The sequence below is a fragment of the Symbiopectobacterium purcellii genome (assembly GCF_019797845.1).
In the GTDB taxonomy this organism is placed as follows: Bacteria; Pseudomonadota; Gammaproteobacteria; order Enterobacterales; family Enterobacteriaceae; genus Symbiopectobacterium; species Symbiopectobacterium purcellii.
This window is the reverse complement of record NZ_CP081864.1, coordinates 96058-112992: the sequence shown is the minus strand read 5'-3', so window position 1 is coordinate 112992 and position 16935 is coordinate 96058. Positions and strand designations below refer to the sequence as shown.

The window sequence follows — 16935 nt, the reverse complement described above, 5'->3', positions numbered from 1 at the left end:
GACATCAATCTTCGCGGGCAAAAAGCGCCTCAATAAAATCGTCAGCCTTAAAGGGACGCAAATCATCAATACCTTCCCCTACCCCAATATAGCGGATAGGAATCGCAAACTGATCGGCGATGGCGAAGATCACCCCGCCTTTCGCAGTGCCGTCCAGCTTGGTCAGAGTGATGCCGGTCAAGCCGACGGCATCGTTAAACAGTTTCGCCTGGCTGACGGCGTTTTGTCCGGTGCTGGCGTCCAGCGTCAACATGATTTCATGCGGCGCGGACTCATCCAGTTTTTTCATCACGCGGACAATTTTCTTCAACTCTTCCATCAGGTGCGCTTTGTTCTGCAAGCGTCCTGCGGTATCAGCAATCAGCACGTCAGCACCGCGCGCTTTTGCCGCCTGAATGGCATCAAAAATCACCGAGGCGGAATCCGCGCCCGTGTGCTGCGCAACCACGGCCACGTTGTTGCGCTGACCCCACACCTGCAACTGCTCCACAGCGGCGGCACGGAAGGTATCCCCGGCAGCCAGCATCACCGATTTCCCCTGCGCCTGGAACTGACGCGCCAGCTTACCGATGGTAGTGGTTTTCCCGACGCCGTTAACACCGACCATCAGGATCACGTAAGGGGTTTTTCCGTCGATGTTGAGCGGCTCGTCCACCTTATTAAGGATAGCGCCCATCTCTTCTTTCAGTTTCACCAACAGCGCATCGGCATCTTTCAGTTGCTTACGGCTGGCGTGCTCTGTCAGGTCGGTAATAATCTTGCGCGTGGTTTCCACGCCGACATCAGCAATCAATAATTGCTCTTCCAGTTCCTCGAACAGATCGTCATCTATTTTCTTACCGCGAAACAATCCGATAAATCCGGAACCGAGGTTTTCTCGGGTTTTTACCAGGCTGCGTTTTAGCCGAGCGAAAAAGCCCTCTTTGGTCGGCCTTTCCTGCTCCTGTGCAACGGGCACCGGCTCTGCAACGTCCGTTATCACTTGCTCATCGGCACTGTCCTGTGATGGCAGAACATCTTGTGATGACAAAACATCTTGTGATGGCAGAGTATCCTGCGCTTCTGCATGGTCTGCCGTCTCAGCGGTTTCAACGACATCAGCGACGCGCGGCAATTCTGGCGGCGAAACGGTCGGTTGTTCGAGCACCTGCGCGCGGTGAGCCTCAGTTTGCACATCAGGCTCATCGTTTGGGGTTTCGGCGTGAACCTCAGATACCACAGGCACATCACTGTCCTGAGGCTGCGCCACATCCTGCTGCTGTTCTGCGTCTTGCGGTTGCTCGGTTAGCTCCTCTTCCTGACGCCCTAATCCCAGCCAGGAAAAGAAACCGCGTTTTTTCTCTTTTGTCATATCGCAATCGCGTCCCATGCTGCTGCTCACAGCAGCGCTTAAATAATTGAAGTCAATAGCCCGGTCTCGGTCGAGCCCAGAGTCTACCACTTTCCGCCCGGCAGCAACACGCACCATGGCAGGGCAGGTGGCGACAATCTCGGTAACGAAGTATGTCATCGCGATAACCGGGGAGGCCAAAACCACGCGTCACCGCAGAGAAACCTGATATTAACATTCCTTCCCCTCCTAACCCTCGTTAGAATAGCGCCTACCTATTACCAATAGCGAATCTCAGCACCCGGCAACCCGGTGTTCTAAAGTAAACAGACGATGGCAAAAAAAAATGCACCTGCACAGGCAGGCCAAATCCGCATTATCGGCGGCCAGTGGCGCGGACGAAAACTTCCCGTGCCAGACAGCCCTGGGCTGCGACCCACCACCGATCGCGTTCGTGAAACGCTGTTTAACTGGCTGGCGCCGGTCATTCAGCAGGCCCGTTGCCTGGATGGCTTCGCAGGCAGTGGCGCATTAGGGTTTGAAGCGCTGTCACGTTATGCGGCACATGTCACCCTGCTGGAAAACGAACGCAGCATCGCCCGGCAACTGGAACAGAATGCGGTGCTATTGAAAGCGAGCAACGCCCGCATCATCAATACCAATACGTTGAACTGGCTGGCACAGGCCGGTGAACCTTATGACGTGGTGTTTCTCGACCCCCCCTTTCGTCGGGATTTATTGAACCAGACGCTCAGTTTGCTGGAACAGCAGGGCTGGCTGGCACCCGAGGCGTGGATTTACGTGGAAACCGAGGCCGAGAATGGCGAACTCGAGATTCCCGTAACCTGGACACTACACCGCGAAAAAGTGGCAGGACAAGTGGCTTATCGGCTATATATCCGCCAGGCTACGACCACACAGCATGAAGAGGCAGACGATGATTTGGATTAACCTGGGCCGGATATTGATGATCGGCGTGTGGGGCTTTTTAATTACCAACCTGATTGCGCCCTTTCCTCGTCCGCTGAACATCTTCATGATGGTCGCGATGGGGTTTACGCTGTTGATGCACGGTTTTCAGGTACTGTTGTTACGTGCCAGTCATGGTAAAGAGCAGGGGCCACTGAGCCGCGCACTGGAAGCACGTATTTTCCTGTTCGGGGTGTTTGAACTGCTGGCGTGGCAAAAAAAGATGAAGGGTGTTCAACCCACTGGCAGGGCAAAAAAATAGCCCTATGCGGGTACGAAGGACACAAAGCGTGAGCCCTGTACCTGCAATCTGCCCGTCATACCTAACGCCAGCGTTCGATATTGGGCATCGCTCAGACGGCAGGTAAGGTTTTCCCCTGCGGGCAATAGCCTAAACGTCGCCGCATAGCGCATAGGAAGATCGGGATTCATCGGCTGCGCGCGCGTGCCCCGCGCCAGCGGTATGGCGCGCAGCGCGGCGATCTCAGCCTCTACCGTGCACAGCGGTGCGGCATCGTCCTCTGCGCGCTGGCGCCGTTGCCGCAAAAACTGTCGCCACCCCAGAAACAAGATCAGGCTGACAGCCAACGACCACCAATGGGATATTTCCCACGACATCAGGGCTTTTTCCCGGACAGGAAAGGGAAAGCGGTAACATTGTCGCCCAAGTCGGAAATGCGGGCTGCCCCTTTCTCCGTCACGGCATCGATACGGATCACCGCTTGCAGCGGAATAAAGCTGCGATTTACGCCGGAAAACTCGGTTTTCAGCTTCTCGGTGGAAGGGTCCACCAACAGGGTGGAGGGGCCGTCGAAAACAAAATCCGCAATCTCGATAAAACCAAACAGACTGCTTTGCACCAACTCCCGCACGTAAAGCTGATAATTTTTGCCGTTATTCATAAATTGAATCCGGTAGAGCGCTGACTCATTGCTCATGCAAAAACCGTCCCCCTTCAATGGTATCGCGAAGATATATATACAAAAAACGATCATAATTGCCGCCAACATAGCATGAAGCGCGTGACTTCGCACTTGTCACACAGCGTGTTGTTCATCCCGCGTGCGATCTCCTACACTGAATGATGAAAAATCCAATAAGGTGATAAGGATACCCTATGCTCTGGTCGTTTATTGCCGTTCTGTTTTCAGGTTGGCTCTACGTCGATGCCAGCTACCGTGGACCCGGCTGGCAACGCTGGCTGTTCAAGCCCATTACCATCGCGCTGCTGCTGGCGCTGGCCTGGCAAACGCCGCTGATGAGCGTCACCGGCTACTTTATCGTGCTCGGCCTGTTAGCAACGTTAGCGGCGGATATCCTGCTGTTGCTGCCCACACAGCGCATGCTGTTCGCCATCGGGGCCTATTCCGCCTGCCATCTGCTCTACACCATCGGGTTTCTGGTGGCAAAAGCGTCACTCACGTTTTTCTGGCCGTTGCCACTGTTGCTGCTAGTCATTATCGTGATACTGCTCGCCATCCTGTGGTCACGGCTCGACACTCTGCGCTGGCCGGTCGTGGCATTTGTCGTGATGAATGCGGTCATGGTGTGGGTGGCCGGGGAACAGTATTTTGCGCTTGGCAGCAGTAATAACCTCTCCTGGTTTGCAGGCAGCGTACTGCTCTTTATCGCCCACAGCGTCTGGCTGATTCACCATTACCGCTTTCCGTTTCGCGCCCATCAGGCGATGGTGGCTGCCGGTTATTTTGCGGGCCATTTTTTAATCGTGAGGGCGCTCTATTTTTAATCAGCGCTGAATATCAAAAGCGCTGTGCAGCTACTGGCAGCAGTGATAAAGTCGTGGATGAGAACCACTATCATCAAACAGGAGAGCATGATGCATTCTCATCACCAGACTCACCATGGCCACACTCACCACGATCATGGTGCCAACGCTTGCTGCCAGCGCCATGCGCAACACAGTAGCCATGCCGATCGCAGTTGCTGTGCGGTTAAACACAGCACCACAACCCTCTCTGCGTGCGACACCACACCCAGCGCGGAACACAGCGCGTCTGACGGTGGAGAGAGCGGGGATTCCGGTGACCCCGACGGTAGCGACAGTGACGCCTCCCCCACTTCCGGCGTGCGCTTCAGCTGGATTATCCGCGGGATGGATTGTCCCAGTTGCGCCAAAAAGATCGAAAACGCCATCACCCCGCTTCCCGGCGTCATTCAAGCAAGCGTTCGCTTCGCCACCGAAAAACTTATTGTTGATGCACAATCCGATATTCGTACACAGATTCAACGCGCCGTAGAGCACGCTGGGTTTACCTGGCAAGATACGTCCCCTGGCGCAACCGTCCCAACAGCCCACGCACCCGCCGAGCCCCCTTTACGCCGTCTCTTGCATGAACACGGTTTTCTCATTCTGTTTGCGGTGTTAACCGCTGCCAGCGGGATACTTTCGCTGTTTTCGCCGCGCGCGTCAGAAATAGCCTTTGTTGCCACCACGCTGCTGGGGCTGATACCGCTGCTCGGACAGGCGATTAAACTGATTCGCAGCGGCACGCCCTTTGCCATCGAAACGCTGATGAGCGTCGCCGCGCTAGGTGCCTTGTTGATTGGTGCCACCAGCGAAGCCACCATGGTTATTTTGCTGTTTATGCTGGGAGAGCGCCTGGAAGCCTACGCTGCACAGCGCGCCCGTCGCGGTGTCAGCGCGTTAATGGCGCTAATGCCGGAAACCGCAACGCTGATCCGTGCCGGTCAGCGTACTCAGGTCAGCATTGCAGCACTGCGCCCCGGCGATGTGATCGAAGTGGCACCGGGCAGCCGATTGCCCGCCGATGGCGAACTGCTGGTTCCCCATGCCAGCGTCGATGAAAGCGCATTGACCGGGGAATCCCTGCCGGTAGAGCGTGAGCAGGGCGATAAAGTCTCGGCAGGCAGCCTGAGCGTCGATCGCCTGATACAGCTGCGCGTGATCTCCGAACCGGGCAACAGCGCCATCGACCGCATTTTGCATTTAATTGAAGAAGCGGAGAGCCACCGCGCGCCGATAGAGCGTTTTCTCGATCGCTTTAGCCGCTATTACACCCCGGCCATCATGCTGCTCGCCGCGGCGACCATCGTGATACCGCCACTGTTGTTTGGTGCGCCGTGGCAAGAGTGGATTTATCGCGGCCTGACGCTGTTGCTCATCGGTTGCTCCTGCGCGTTGGTGATCTCCACCCCAGCGGCTATCACTTCTGGCCTGGCGGCCGCTGCCCGGCGCGGCGCGCTGATTAAAGGCGGCGCGCCGCTGGAGATTCTGGGCACCATCAATACCATCGCCTTCGACAAAACCGGCACCCTGACACAGGGCCGGCCTCAGGTGACGGATGCGATACCCGCGCAGGGCGTGAGCACGGCAGCGCTGCTGGCACGCGCGGCAGCGATCGAGGCAGGTTCACACCACCCTCTGGCGAAAGCGATTGTCCAGCATGCCCGTACGGTTGCCCCGATGCTACCCGTGGCAACGGCACAGCGAGCACTGGCAAGCGTAGGGGTTGAAGGCGTCATCGCAGGCAAAACCCTCAGCGTCAAAGCACCCGCTAAAATTTCACCCGAGGCGCTCGACGCCGACTGGCGCGACCGCATCCATTCCTTGGAAAACGACGGGAAAACCGTGGTGGTGGTACAGGAAGAAACGCATATCATTGGCTTGCTGGCACTGCGTGATACCTTGCGTGCAGATACCCCGCAAGCGATTGAGGCACTGCGCACACTGGGAATTCGCTGCACCATGCTCACCGGCGATAATCCGCGTTCAGCGGCAGCCATCGCGGCGACGCTGGGCATTGACTATAAAGCAGGGCTACTGCCTGCCGACAAAGTCGATGCTGTGCGCGAGATGAACCAGATCCATCCGACGGCAATGGTGGGCGATGGCATTAACGATGCGCCAGCGATGAAATCGGCGGCGATCGGCATTGCTATGGGTGGGGGCAGTGACGTTGCGCTGGAAACCGCCGATGCAGCGCTCACGCATAATCGGTTAAGCGAACTGGCGGGCATGATTCGGCTTTCTCGCGCCACGCGCAACAATATCAGGCAGAACATCACACTGGCGCTGGGGCTGAAAGCCATCTTTCTGGTGACCAGCCTGTTGGGGATCACCGGGTTGTGGCTCGCTGTGCTGGCTGATTCCGGTGCCACGGCGCTGGTAACCGCCAATGCACTGCGCTTATTGCGCCGCGAAAAACCACAAGACGCGAGATAGCGGCAAAAAAGCTACTTCTTGCGCAGGAGGTAGCGGTAGGGCAGTGATGCCGTCTCCTGTGCCAGAAGTTCGTGCTCCATATAGACACAAAAGCCCGGTATATCGCGCGTGGTTGCCGGGTCATCCGCCAGAATAAGTAGCGTCTGCCCTGCCTCCATCTGACGCACGGTTTTACGCACCATCATCACCGGTTCCGGGCAGCGCAGCCCCTGTGCATCGAGGGTTTTATCCGGGTTGGTGAAGGTGTCGGTCATCATTATTCTCGGCAGTGACATAAGGGCAAGATAACGACCGCCCGGTGTGGCAGTCGTCAAAACCGCCCTAGTTTACGCCGCAGATTTTCCTGCGCAACCTACGATATCGATTGCGCATAAATTCGCCATTGCAATCCCCGTCTAACAGCGTATCATGCCGCGCGCTGCTCCTTGTGCCGGTCGTATTGATCCCTGTATCAGCCGCATTGAATAAGCAGTATGAATTACGTGCCATAATGTCATTGTTAACGGCACCACTTGGGTTCCCTCACCCCAATCACTAAAAAGGTCACATTGCCATGTTTCATTTTACTGCTCAGCAGCGGCTTAGCGCGCTTGTCTGGCTGTCGTTGTTTCACATTCTGATCATTACCTCCAGTAATTATCTGGTGCAGTTGCCGATCTCCATCTTCGGGTTCCATACCACCTGGGGTGCATTCACCTTTCCGTTTATCTTTCTGGCCACCGACCTGACCGTGCGTATCTTTGGCGCACCGCTGGCGCGCCGAATTATTCTGACGGTGATGGCGCCCGCACTGGTGATTTCCTATGTGGTATCCGCGCTGTTTTATCAGGGAGAGTGGCAGGGGTTCAGTGCGCTCGCCAGCGTCAATATCGTGGTTGCGCGTATCGCGTGTGCCAGCTTTATGGCTTACGTGCTAGGGCAAATTCTGGATGTGCATGTGTTTAACCGCCTGCGCCAGCGCAAGGCGTGGTGGGTCGCTCCCACGGTCTCCACGCTGTTTGGTAATTTAAGCGATACGCTGGCCTTCTTCTTCATCGCCTTCTATCGCAGTACCGATGCTTTTATGGCGGCAAACTGGGTGGAGATCGCATTGGTCGATTACACCTTCAAACTGCTGATTAGCCTATTGTTCTTCTTGCCGATGTACGGCGTGATGCTCAATATGCTCCTCAAGCGTTTGAGCGAATCCCACAGCCATCCCGCATTGCGCGAGCCGCCGTCGGCTGAACAATGGCGCTGATGGCTGATAGCCCCTCCACCGCGTGTGGAAGGGCTATCTCAGGAACCGTCCTAAATAGGTTTTGTGACAACAAAACGCTTGAGTTTCACCAGTGAATAGGGTGCGATATAGCGGTTTACCCGTGCATGCCTGATAACAGAGAAGGACGCTTATGCCGAAGCTAGTGAAATATCTTGGAATTACGTTGCTTGCCGCACTATTGGCCGCCTGCGACGGTAAGAAAGACGACAATGCGGGCCACGCTGGACACGATGCCCCGGCCGCGCAAGCCGCCAGTCAAACCATCTCGCTGCTGTCTGGCAACATCGCGTTCACGCTGCCTGCGGATATGCATGATCAAAGTGGAAAAGTGGGTTCGCAATCCAACAACATGCATGTCTACGCCAACGATAATGGCCAGCGCGCCGTGATTGTCATTCTGGGCGATAGCAGCAACGAAACCCTGCCGGTATTGACACAGCGCCTTGAAGATCAGCAACGCGCCCGCGATGCCAACTTGCAGGTAGTGACCAATAAAGCCGTTGAGATTAACGGCCATGCGCTGCAACAGCTCGATAGCATCTCCAACAGTGGCAGCGGCAAGCAGGTTTACTCTTCCGTGCTGCTGGGGAACGTGGCGAACCAACTGTTGACGCTGCAAATCACGTTGCCTGCTGATAATCAGCAAGCGGCGCAAACCGAAGCCGAGAGCATCATTCGCACGCTGACGTTGAAGTAATGATGATGAGGCCGCTTACGCGGCCTCTCTTCTTGATACGCTCAGCTCGCCTTGACCACGTTTTTCCCCGCAATGCGCCCAAACACGATGCAATCCGTCATGGCAACGCTGCCCAAAAGCACCGCGCCGTGTACCCCGCCTGCGGCTTCCCCGGCGGCATACAATCCCGCGATCGGCTTCAAATCAAAACCAATTACCTGCGCGTCTTTATTGATCGCCAAGCCACCCATGGTGTGGTGCACGCGCGGCCAGAGACGCGCCACATAGTAGGGCGGCGTGATATTGGGTGAGGCATCTTTGAAAATCATGCCACCGAGGTCAGGATCGTTTTCCAGATGCTGCTCCACATAGCCATTCCAGCGTTTCACCTGTTCGACAAACGCTGCCACTGGCATACCGTACGCCTGCGCCACCTCTTCTAACGTGTTGTAGGTTTTGAGCGAGCCATTTTTCAGCGCGCCGTTCATCTGTCCTTCATCGACCATTTTCAGCGTGTTGGTTTTGTCGGCGATAATCAACGCCGGATGCCCCAATTGAATAATGGCATCGGCACGCTCTTTACGGTTGCCGGTTTCTTTAAAGAAGCGTTTGCCGTTGGCAGGATCGACCATCAGGCCATAACCCACCACCCGTTCAACAAACTGCGGGATATAGCCGAAACCCTGTTCATCCGGACTGGTCCAGGGGCCGAGTTGGATCCAATCCATCTGCGTCGCCAAGGCACCGATCATGCTGGCCGCCATCAGCGCTTCTCCTGTCGCACCCGGTTGGTTGGTGGAGGTGAACGCATCCGTCAAGCGTGGGTCGTACATTTGCCGTAACGCAACGCCTTGGGAGAAGCCGCCGGATGCCAGCACCACGCCTTTGGTTGCACGGATAAACGCAACGGAGCCGGAAGCATCATCGGGAAACTTATAGCCACGCCGCACTTCCGCCCCGAGCACACGTCCTTGGTTGTCAATAATCAACCGCTCCAGCTTAGTACGCTGTTCGATCACCACGCCCAGCGCTTTGGCCTTCTGGTACTGTTTCACCACCAGCCCGGAACCGGAGCGCTCCTTCAGTTGGTGAGCGCGCTTCACCGCGTGGCCGCCATGATAGTTGACCCGGTCAAACTCAGCGCCGAGGCTTTTGGCCCACTCCAGCGCCTCCACCGAGTGATCGGCGACGGTGCGCGCCAGTTCGGGGTAGTTCAGCCAGTTCCCCGCTTTCATCATGTCCTGATACATCAGCTCCGGGGAATCCTTGATGCCCAGCGCCTGCTGCATGCTGGAGCCTGCCGCCGACAGATCCCCGCCGTTGAGTATCGAGTTTCCGCCAAACAGCGGCATTTTCTCGATAATCAGCACATTAGCCTTAGCGTTACGCGCTTCAATGGCGGCGGCTAATCCGGCAAAGCCCGTACCAATAATCAGCACATCCACGGTGGTGTCCCAGTTCTGTGGCACCGGTGCAGGTGGTGCCACCGCAGCGGCAGGGCGAGACAGCGCCATGCCGCCCAATGCCCCCATCATGATACCGGTAGATTTGAGGAAGTGACGGCGCCCCTGGGGAGTTGGGTCTTGCTTGGTGTTTTTACTCATAAGATTATCTCCATGTTCAGAAACATCGAATCGAGCTGAGAAAAAATCCATTGCAATCAAAATATAACGAAAATTGGCGTGGTGCAGCGAGCAGGCGGAACACGGTGTGCGCTCGCACCTTGAGTCGGCGGCGATGCGCTATTTCACCATGAAAAGTAAGGGATTAAACGTGATGTTTCGCCCAATGTCGGGAATCTTTGCTGAACGTTCGGATACGTGTGTGTCGTATCCAGGTAAATCAATCCCATAAAGAAAAAATGGATTTCTCCGATATAGCTTGAAACATAACCTCATGGAAGAAAAAATGACTAAATATTATTCCGTTATCATGCTCACATTCTGCCTTGGCCTGACAGGATGCCAATCCTTCGCCGAGCTAGGGAGACAGGAGCGAAACATACCAGTCTACAAAGACCCACCACAGTCCAGTGAAAATCTAGCGAGAATCCGCTTTGTGGGGAATGTTACAGGAACCTCTCTGCTGCAAAAAAGCGACGTTCCCCAAGAAGAACGCGACCTTGTGGCGCATACCATGTTGGGTTTCTATAACGATACGCGGGATATCGGGATACCGAAGCTGAGTTATCGTCCGCAGGACTATAAAGGCTACTACTTTGAAATAAAGGTAAAACCTGAACCGACGTTAATAAAAATAAGTACTGATGTCGGCCCAAACGGTGCCTGCCACACCGTTTTCCTTATCACGCCTGAAGCAGGAAAGGATTACGATCTTAATTACGATCAGAAAGAAAACAAAAAAGTATGTGTTATGCACTTCAACGAAATTGTTCGTGACGCTACGACAGGCGTGACCGTGCTAAAACCCGCCCCTTATCGGGCCAAAAAATATCAATACACACTGAGCTTCAATGACTAGTTTACTAAAAACCACCTACATGCTTTCTATCGTGTTGTCGCTATCAGGGTGTGTTCTGGACAGTGTGCGTAGCCACTCATCTGCACTGGAAGAGATCGATAACGGCAACCTTCACACCTTGTTTATCAACGGGAAAACCACTAAGCGCGACGTATTAACAAAGCTAGGTCCTCCCATCAACAACCAGGGCGATATCGCTACGCCGCTATGGTTGTACCACTATCGACATGAAAAAAAGCCGCTCTTTCTGCCGAAAGTTGGCCCACTAGCAGGCCAGGACAAGACGCTATCACTGCGATTTGATGAGAAAGGCGTATTGGTCGACGCGGTTTTGATCGATAAAGCCGCGAACTGATCGCCTCACCGTCACACCGGTTCATGGTTGAATCAGTGTGACTGATGTAAGCATACCGTCGCGGTAAGTAAACGCTTATTGCCGCGACGAGAGGGTTTCTTCCTGCGCTAAGGTGATGCCACGGCGACTCAGACGCAGCGTCATCAACAAACCGACGCTCACCAATACCGCCGCCGCCAGATAAATAGCGCCCACGCCGGTGTAGCCCATCATCACCCCTGCCAATGGGCCGACCAGCCCAAGGGATAAATCGAGAAACAGCGTGTAGGTCGCCAGCGCACTGCCCTGATTTTGCGGTGCAACCACTTTGACCGCCAGAACACCGAGCGAGGGGAACACCAGCGAGAAACCGGCACCGGCCAGAAAAGCGCCCAACTCCGCCATCAGCGGCAGCGCTGCACTCCAGATTAACAGCAGGCCAGTAATTTCTACGGCAAAACAGACGATAGCCACGCGCAGTCCGCCAAAGCGGTTAATGCTATTTGGAAATAGCAGACGCACGCCGACAAAGGCGCAGCTGAAAATGGTCAGGGTAAGCGCGGCGCCTTCCCAGTGTCGATCGGCATAGAACAGGGTGATAAACGTGGCGATCACGCCAAATCCGACGGATGCCAACGCCAGCACAATGCCGTAAACCCACACTTTGCCCAGCACTTCGCGAAACGGCAGCTTTTTACCCGGCGTCACTTTCGCCGCCTCACGCGGCAACGCGAGCAACACGAACAGCAGCGCAATGGTGATAACGGTATATGACACCAGCTTTAACCCACCGATGTGATTGATCCATACCCCGAGCGGTGCGCCGATCGCCATCGCGCCATACGTCGCCACGCCATTCCAAGAGATCACCCGCCCGATATGCCGGGACCCCACCACGCCCACGCCCCACAGCGTCGCCCCGGTGCCTGCGAAACTTTGCCCCGCCCCCAGAATCAGGCGGCCGATGCACAGCAATGTCAACGCCATGATGGGTGAACTGTCGTTCCAGGCCGCCAGCGCATAAAACACCCCGCTGACCACGGCACCGCATAGCCCCAACACCACCACTTTCTTCGGCCCCTTCTCGTACGCGATGCGTCCGGATTGCGGTCGACTCAGCAGCGTAGTGAAGTACTGTAAACTGATCACCAATCCAGCCCAAAAGGCGCTAAACCCCAGATGTTCATGCACATAGCCCGGCAATACCGCAAGCGGCAGCCCAATGGTCAGATAATTGGCAAAGTTGAACATCACCACGGAAAAAATACGCAAATTAAGGCGCAACGCGCTTGGCGCAGACTCTGAAGCAGGCATGAAAGGTTTTACTCGATTAACGGCGTGGCAGCATCAGCGCAATAGCGCCAACCAAACAGACCTCAAGCGGTCTTTAATGAGTATAAACAAGCGTCAACACGCTTTCATCGTAAATGTGCGCCATATCATCACTTGAGTGATTATTCAGTGTAAAATCTTTTACAGATTGAATTATGGCGCAGGTCATCCTGATTTTTTTCTTTGCACGTTTTTATCGTCCAGCTTACACAGCAAACCTATCAAAGACACAAAGAACGCCTTCCTCTGTCGATTGTTGGTTATAATCAATCCATCGCTGTACGACGCTTACGGTTAAATTTATTTATATAACCCCTTGATTACAGGCGTCGGCTTTTCATTGAACAGGAGGAAACGGATGCCCGCACCGGTCGATCCGCATCGTTCAACATCCACCGCGTCATCAGCACAGAAGGTGACGTCTTCATGGCTTTCCCGATGTAAGCGTATTGCACAACGGGTTCAGGCCATCCCTAGCATTGCACACCTGATCCGTGCCGGGGAGCGTTTCAACGATCGCATGGGAAACCAGTTTGGCGCTGCCATCACCTATTTTTCCTTTCTGTCGCTGATCCCGATTTTGATGGTTTCCTTCGCTACTGTCGGTTTCGTGCTCGCCTCCAACCCCGATATGCTGACGCAGTTGATTGACCGCATCGTCAACAGCATCAGCGATCCCAACCTGGCGCTGACATTAAAAAATACGGTAAAGACCGCCGTTGAACAGCGCACCACCGTTGGTGTCACCGGGCTGCTGATCGCGCTCTATTCCGGTATCAGTTGGATGGGTAATTTACGTGAAGCGATCCGCGCCCAATCCCGTGACGTATGGGAACGCAAGCCGCACGAAGAAGAAAAAATCTATTTTCAGTACGTGCGGGATTTTCTCTCCCTGATAGGGCTGTTGATCGCGCTAACCATTACGATGTTTCTCACTTCGGCGGCGGGTACGGCACAAAGTGCCATCGTTTCTGCACTCGGGCTAGAAGGCATCGAATGGCTGCGGCCCCTGCTGCGCGTGATCACACTCACCATCTCTATTTCCGCTAACTATTTGGTGTTCCTTTGGATTTTCATGATATTGCCGCGCCACAAGCCGAAGCACAAAGCGCTGCTGCGCGGCACGCTGCTTGCCGCCGTGGGGTTTGAGGCCATCAAATTCGCCATGACGGTCGCGTTGCCAAAACTCGCCAGCACCCCGTCCGGGGCCGCTTTTGGCTCGGTGATTGGCCTGATGGCCTTCTTCTACTTCTTTGCTCGCCTCACGCTGTTTTGTGCGGCATGGATTGCAACGGCGAACTATAAAGGCGATAAATCAGCAGATGACACACCACGCTAACCAATAACGGGAGATCCCATGCCATTTGTTAACATCAAAATCACGCGCGATGGCGCCACCACAGAGCAAAAGCGCCAGTTGATTGCAGGCGTCACCCAATTATTGGTCGACGTTATGGGTAAAAATCCGGCCACTACCACCGTTATCATTGATGAAGTGGATACCGACAACTGGGGGATGGGCGGTGAAAGCGTCACCGAATTGCGCAAGCCGAAGTCCTGATATTTCGTGCGTTGAGCGCCAGAAGGATCGGGAGTGGTCAATTTTCCAGATCCAGGTCATGAAAAAATAAAACATCGTTTTAAGACTATTGACTCAATGCCTGCGAACGTTGAGACTGGAGCCCATTGCTCTCTTTTTTGATGACCTTTTTCTTCACTTTTTCGAACGGGCCAGCTTCTGATGACCACTAAAAACATTGCCGTGATTGGCGAATGCATGATTGAACTGTCGCAAAAGGGCGCGGATCTCAACCGCGGCTTTGGTGGCGACACCCTGAACACCGCCGTGTATGTCGCTCGCCAGGTGAATACCGACGCTCTGGGCGTCCACTACGTGACCGCACTGGGCACGGACAGCTTCAGCACGGAAATGATGACGGCCTGGGAAAAAGAGAAGGTTGGCACATCACTGATTCAGCGTCTGGACAACAAGCTGCCGGGCCTGTACTTCATTGAAACCGACGATACCGGTGAGCGTACCTTCTACTACTGGCGTAATGACGCCGCCGCGCGTTTCTGGCTGGACGGCAAAGATGCCGATGCCATCTGCGCGCGTTTGGCCACCTTTGACTATCTCTACCTGAGCGGTATCAGCGTGGCGATCCTTAACCCTGCCAGCCGCCAGCGTTTGCTGACGTTGCTGCGTGCCTGCCGTGCCAACGGTGGCAAGGTTATTTTCGATAACAACTACCGTCCGCGCTTGTGGCAAAGCAAAGAAGAGACACAGCAAGCCTACAGTGACATCCTCGCGTGCACCGATATCGCCTTCCTGACACTGGATGACGAAGACATGCTGTGGGGCGAACAGCCGGTGGATGCCGTGCTGGCACGCACACACGGTTTCGGTGTGTCTGAAGTGGTCATTAAACGCGGCGCAGACTCCTGCCTGATTTCTGAAAACGGCCAGCCGTTAGTGGATGTTCCGGCGGTGAAATTGCCGAAAGAGCGCGTAGTGGATACCACTGCGGCGGGTGATTCCTTCAGCGCAGGCTATCTGTCAGTTCGTCTGTGCGGCGGCTCGACGGAAGCGGCGGCCAAGCGCGGTCACCTGACTGCCAGCACGGTGATTCAGTATCGTGGTGCCATCATCCCGCAGGATGCCATGCCAGCCTGATAACAGGGCGCTACAGCGAAAAAGGGAAGCCAGATGGCTTCCCTTTTTATTGGGCGAGATAACAACCAGGCTCATTACTGCACTGGTTTTGTCTGCGCCGCCGCTTCCGACGGTGCGGTCGATGTAGCCTCCAGCGCAACCGGAGGGGTCATGATTTTACTGTACGCCTCATACAACGCCTTGGTGTTGACTTCCTGCTCACCCTTTTGCTGTTTGAGCATCAGCGTGGTTTCCTGAGAAAGCTGCTGGTGCAGTTCCTGATTCAGCAACGGTAGCGTCAGTTCAGAGAGATAAGCCTGACGCAACTTCTGATACTGTTCCGGTGCAATATCCACCACGCCGTTACGCTGCGAGCGCAAGCGCTGCTGCATCAACACATCGGTGCTGGTACGGGCGTAGGTCGCAAACAGTTTGCTGAGTTCGTCGCTCTTGCGCGCTATCAGCGCATCAAACGCTTGCTGCGTAAGCCCCTTGTCACGCAAGGTCACCAGCTCTTTTGCCAGGAAGGTCACCGCGGCCTCGGCGTTCTCGCTGTTGGGGCTGTCCAAATGGATGCCACACTGCGCACGGGTATAGTACACATCGCAGTTAACGCGCACGCTGGTTTCTTTAAGCCCACTCTTTTCCAATGCCTGCTGCACATGCCAGAACAGCGCTTCACGCGCCACATCGCTGTGCCAATAGCGGGTGAGCGCCTGCGATTCGCGGATAGGGTGCCAAGGCATATCCCAGACCAGCGAAAGCGTATCGCGTTTCGCCTTATCGAGCATAAAGCCAATCGGCTCCGCAGGCAGCGGTGCGAGCGTCGGCATAGGAGCCGGTGTCGCGCGTTTGCCTTCCAGCGAGACAAACGCTTTACTGATAAGCTCGTTTATCTGGCGACTTTCTACATGCCCTACCAAGTACAGCGTCATCGCATCAGGGGTATACCAGGCCTTGTAGAACTGCGACATCATTTCAGCCGTTGGCCGTGCTTTGACATTCTGTGCCGGATCGTGCGCCAGCAGAGACGATCCTTTCAAGCGATAGCGCCATGTCGGATCCTGCGGATCGGCCGGAACGCTGACTACCTGATCGGGGATACGTAACGCGTTAGCGATACTGCCATCATCAATCTTGATGCCCCCTGCCGTTTCTGCCAGCCAATTCAGCGCATCTTTAAGCAATTCAGGCCGATTATTGGGCAAACTGAGGTTGTAGGAGGTGTAATCATACGAGACGAAAACGGGCGGCAGCGGCTTAGCACCGTTAGCCTCCGGTATCAGCAACGAAGGAAGCTGTGCAACCGGTAAATTATCGCCCGGCGTCAGTGCCAAACGAGAAATAAGGTGCGCAAAGCCCGACTGCTGAGCGCTCTCAGCCAGCGAACCTGCGTTAACCACTAAACGTAATTCAATCCGATCCCCAGGACGCTGCGGCGTGGTCAGTAGCTGCCACGTGAAGCCATTATCCAGCTTTCCCTGCTGCCAGGCAGGATCGGGTTGTAGTGTTTCAGCTTGCACGCTGCCACCAGCCAACGCCAGCAACACTCCACCAACTAAGAACCCTATTTTGGTGCCCTGCATGTGAACCCCTACTTAACTGACTATCCAACACAGTAAAAGATGATTGTTACAATAAGACCTGTGCACTCTCTCACCGCCCAATACGCCTGTCCCTTTCAGGATGCGCCAG

18 protein-coding genes are annotated in these 16935 nt (G+C 55.1%); 11 read left to right on the top strand and 7 right to left on the bottom strand.

Annotated features, from left to right (window positions below):
* Nucleotides 1-4 precede the first annotated feature (4 nt).
* Complete coding sequence (gene ftsY / locus K6K13_RS00500; protein WP_222160914.1) at nucleotides 5-1351, bottom strand: signal recognition particle-docking protein FtsY; 1347 nt, start codon at nucleotides 1349-1351, stop codon at nucleotides 5-7.
* 312 nt (nucleotides 1352-1663) lie between these two features.
* Here ftsY and rsmD point away from each other — a divergent pair, with 312 nt between their 5' ends.
* Together rsmD and K6K13_RS00490 are read left to right on the top strand one after the other, a co-directional pair.
* Entirely contained in the window at nucleotides 1664-2281 is a 618-nt protein-coding gene (gene rsmD, locus K6K13_RS00495) for a 16S rRNA (guanine(966)-N(2))-methyltransferase (protein WP_222159086.1), read from the top strand.
* Complete coding sequence (locus K6K13_RS00490) at nucleotides 2268-2561, top strand: DUF1145 family protein (RefSeq protein WP_222159085.1); 294 nt, start codon at nucleotides 2268-2270, stop codon at nucleotides 2559-2561. Before rsmD ends, K6K13_RS00490 begins: the two co-directional genes overlap by 14 nt.
* Before the next feature lie 2 nt (nucleotides 2562-2563).
* On the opposite strand, the gene K6K13_RS00485 is transcribed toward K6K13_RS00490, so the two are convergent.
* Both K6K13_RS00485 and K6K13_RS00480 read right to left on the bottom strand, forming a co-directional pair.
* Nucleotides 2564-2917, bottom strand: coding sequence for a DUF2500 family protein (locus K6K13_RS00485; RefSeq protein ID WP_222159084.1), 354 nt, complete (start codon nucleotides 2915-2917; stop codon nucleotides 2564-2566).
* Nucleotides 2917-3237, bottom strand: a complete 321-nt coding sequence (locus K6K13_RS00480; protein WP_222159083.1) for a DUF1820 family protein — start codon at nucleotides 3235-3237, stop codon at nucleotides 2917-2919. Before K6K13_RS00480 ends, K6K13_RS00485 begins: the two co-directional genes overlap by 1 nt.
* Nucleotides 3238-3416: 179 nt before the next feature.
* On the opposite strand from K6K13_RS00480, the gene K6K13_RS00475 reads away from it, so the two are divergent.
* Nucleotides 3417-4046 (top strand): lysoplasmalogenase, encoded by a 630-nt coding sequence (locus K6K13_RS00475; protein ID WP_222159082.1) that lies wholly within the window; start codon nucleotides 3417-3419, stop codon nucleotides 4044-4046.
* A 90-nt stretch (nucleotides 4047-4136) separates the two neighbouring features.
* Entirely contained in the window at nucleotides 4137-6503 is a 2367-nt protein-coding gene (locus K6K13_RS00470; RefSeq protein WP_222160913.1) for a zinc/cadmium/mercury/lead-transporting ATPase, read from the top strand.
* 11 nt (nucleotides 6504-6514) lie between these two features.
* On the opposite strand, the gene tusA is transcribed toward K6K13_RS00470, so the two are convergent.
* Nucleotides 6515-6757, bottom strand: coding sequence for a sulfurtransferase TusA (gene tusA / locus K6K13_RS00465; protein WP_222160912.1), 243 nt, complete (start codon nucleotides 6755-6757; stop codon nucleotides 6515-6517).
* Nucleotides 6758-7056: 299 nt separating this feature from the next.
* On the opposite strand from tusA, the gene K6K13_RS00460 reads away from it, so the two are divergent.
* Together K6K13_RS00460 and K6K13_RS00455 are read left to right on the top strand one after the other, a co-directional pair.
* Nucleotides 7057-7743 carry a 7-cyano-7-deazaguanine/7-aminomethyl-7-deazaguanine transporter gene (locus K6K13_RS00460; RefSeq protein WP_222159081.1) on the top strand — a complete coding sequence of 229 codons (687 nt, stop codon included), beginning with the start codon at nucleotides 7057-7059 and terminating at the stop codon, nucleotides 7741-7743.
* Nucleotides 7744-7894: 151 nt separating this feature from the next.
* On the top strand, nucleotides 7895-8461 hold the full coding sequence (locus tag K6K13_RS00455) for a DcrB family lipoprotein (protein WP_222159080.1): 567 nt from the start codon (nucleotides 7895-7897) through the stop codon (nucleotides 8459-8461).
* A gap of 41 nt (nucleotides 8462-8502) precedes the next feature.
* On the opposite strand, the gene K6K13_RS00450 is transcribed toward K6K13_RS00455, so the two are convergent.
* Entirely contained in the window at nucleotides 8503-10044 is a 1542-nt protein-coding gene (locus tag K6K13_RS00450) for a flavocytochrome c (RefSeq protein WP_222159079.1), read from the bottom strand.
* A gap of 292 nt (nucleotides 10045-10336) precedes the next feature.
* Here K6K13_RS00450 and K6K13_RS00445 point away from each other — a divergent pair, with 292 nt between their 5' ends.
* Entirely contained in the window at nucleotides 10337-10921 is a 585-nt protein-coding gene (locus tag K6K13_RS00445) for a hypothetical protein (protein ID WP_222159078.1), read from the top strand.
* On the top strand, nucleotides 10914-11276 hold the full coding sequence (locus K6K13_RS00440) for a hypothetical protein (protein WP_222159077.1): 363 nt from the start codon (nucleotides 10914-10916) through the stop codon (nucleotides 11274-11276). The genes K6K13_RS00445 and K6K13_RS00440 overlap by 8 nt, the downstream gene beginning before the upstream one ends.
* 75 nt (nucleotides 11277-11351) lie before the next feature.
* Here K6K13_RS00440 and K6K13_RS00435 read toward each other — a convergent pair whose 3' ends face one another.
* On the bottom strand, nucleotides 11352-12569 hold the full coding sequence (locus tag K6K13_RS00435; protein WP_222159076.1) for an MFS transporter: 1218 nt from the start codon (nucleotides 12567-12569) through the stop codon (nucleotides 11352-11354).
* Between the two features lie 376 nt (nucleotides 12570-12945).
* Between K6K13_RS00435 and yhjD the strand changes: the two genes are divergently transcribed.
* The 3 genes from yhjD to kdgK all read left to right on the top strand — a co-directional run bounded on the left by yhjD (nucleotide 12946) and on the right by kdgK (nucleotide 15261).
* Nucleotides 12946-13926 (top strand): inner membrane protein YhjD, encoded by a 981-nt coding sequence (gene yhjD, locus K6K13_RS00430; RefSeq protein ID WP_222159075.1) that lies wholly within the window; start codon nucleotides 12946-12948, stop codon nucleotides 13924-13926.
* A gap of 18 nt (nucleotides 13927-13944) precedes the next feature.
* Entirely contained in the window at nucleotides 13945-14148 is a 204-nt protein-coding gene (locus tag K6K13_RS00425) for a 2-hydroxymuconate tautomerase family protein (RefSeq protein ID WP_222159074.1), read from the top strand.
* A gap of 180 nt (nucleotides 14149-14328) precedes the next feature.
* A complete protein-coding gene (gene kdgK / locus K6K13_RS00420) occupies nucleotides 14329-15261 on the top strand; it encodes a 2-dehydro-3-deoxygluconokinase (protein ID WP_222159073.1) in 933 nt (310 codons plus the stop codon).
* A 74-nt stretch (nucleotides 15262-15335) separates the two neighbouring features.
* On the opposite strand, the gene K6K13_RS00415 is transcribed toward kdgK, so the two are convergent.
* Nucleotides 15336-16826, bottom strand: a complete 1491-nt coding sequence (locus tag K6K13_RS00415) for a M16 family metallopeptidase (RefSeq protein WP_222159072.1) — start codon at nucleotides 16824-16826, stop codon at nucleotides 15336-15338.
* Nucleotides 16827-16935 lie beyond the last annotated feature (109 nt).

Bases quoted from the DNA above. Each gene is read 5' to 3' on its own strand.
- ftsY (WP_222160914.1), bottom strand. From the start codon at position 1,351: ATGACAAAAGAGAAAAAACGCGGTTTCTTTTCCTGGCTGGGATTAGGG.
- rsmD (WP_222159086.1), top strand. From the start codon at position 1,664: ATGGCAAAAAAAAATGCACCTGCACAGGCAGGCCAAATCCGCATTATC.
- K6K13_RS00490 (WP_222159085.1), top strand. From the start codon at position 2,268: ATGATTTGGATTAACCTGGGCCGGATATTGATGATCGGCGTGTGGGGC.
- K6K13_RS00485 (WP_222159084.1), bottom strand. From the start codon at position 2,917: ATGTCGTGGGAAATATCCCATTGGTGGTCGTTGGCTGTCAGCCTGATC.
- K6K13_RS00480 (WP_222159083.1), bottom strand. From the start codon at position 3,237: ATGAGCAATGAGTCAGCGCTCTACCGGATTCAATTTATGAATAACGGC.
- K6K13_RS00475 (WP_222159082.1), top strand. From the start codon at position 3,417: ATGCTCTGGTCGTTTATTGCCGTTCTGTTTTCAGGTTGGCTCTACGTC.
- K6K13_RS00470 (WP_222160913.1), top strand. From the start codon at position 4,137: ATGCATTCTCATCACCAGACTCACCATGGCCACACTCACCACGATCAT.
- tusA (WP_222160912.1), bottom strand. From the start codon at position 6,757: ATGACCGACACCTTCACCAACCCGGATAAAACCCTCGATGCACAGGGG.
- K6K13_RS00460 (WP_222159081.1), top strand. From the start codon at position 7,057: ATGTTTCATTTTACTGCTCAGCAGCGGCTTAGCGCGCTTGTCTGGCTG.
- K6K13_RS00455 (WP_222159080.1), top strand. From the start codon at position 7,895: ATGCCGAAGCTAGTGAAATATCTTGGAATTACGTTGCTTGCCGCACTA.
- K6K13_RS00450 (WP_222159079.1), bottom strand. From the start codon at position 10,044: ATGAGTAAAAACACCAAGCAAGACCCAACTCCCCAGGGGCGCCGTCAC.
- K6K13_RS00445 (WP_222159078.1), top strand. From the start codon at position 10,337: ATGGAAGAAAAAATGACTAAATATTATTCCGTTATCATGCTCACATTC.
- K6K13_RS00440 (WP_222159077.1), top strand. From the start codon at position 10,914: ATGACTAGTTTACTAAAAACCACCTACATGCTTTCTATCGTGTTGTCG.
- K6K13_RS00435 (WP_222159076.1), bottom strand. From the start codon at position 12,569: ATGCCTGCTTCAGAGTCTGCGCCAAGCGCGTTGCGCCTTAATTTGCGT.
- yhjD (WP_222159075.1), top strand. From the start codon at position 12,946: ATGCCCGCACCGGTCGATCCGCATCGTTCAACATCCACCGCGTCATCA.
- K6K13_RS00425 (WP_222159074.1), top strand. From the start codon at position 13,945: ATGCCATTTGTTAACATCAAAATCACGCGCGATGGCGCCACCACAGAG.
- kdgK (WP_222159073.1), top strand. From the start codon at position 14,329: ATGACCACTAAAAACATTGCCGTGATTGGCGAATGCATGATTGAACTG.
- K6K13_RS00415 (WP_222159072.1), bottom strand. From the start codon at position 16,826: ATGCAGGGCACCAAAATAGGGTTCTTAGTTGGTGGAGTGTTGCTGGCG.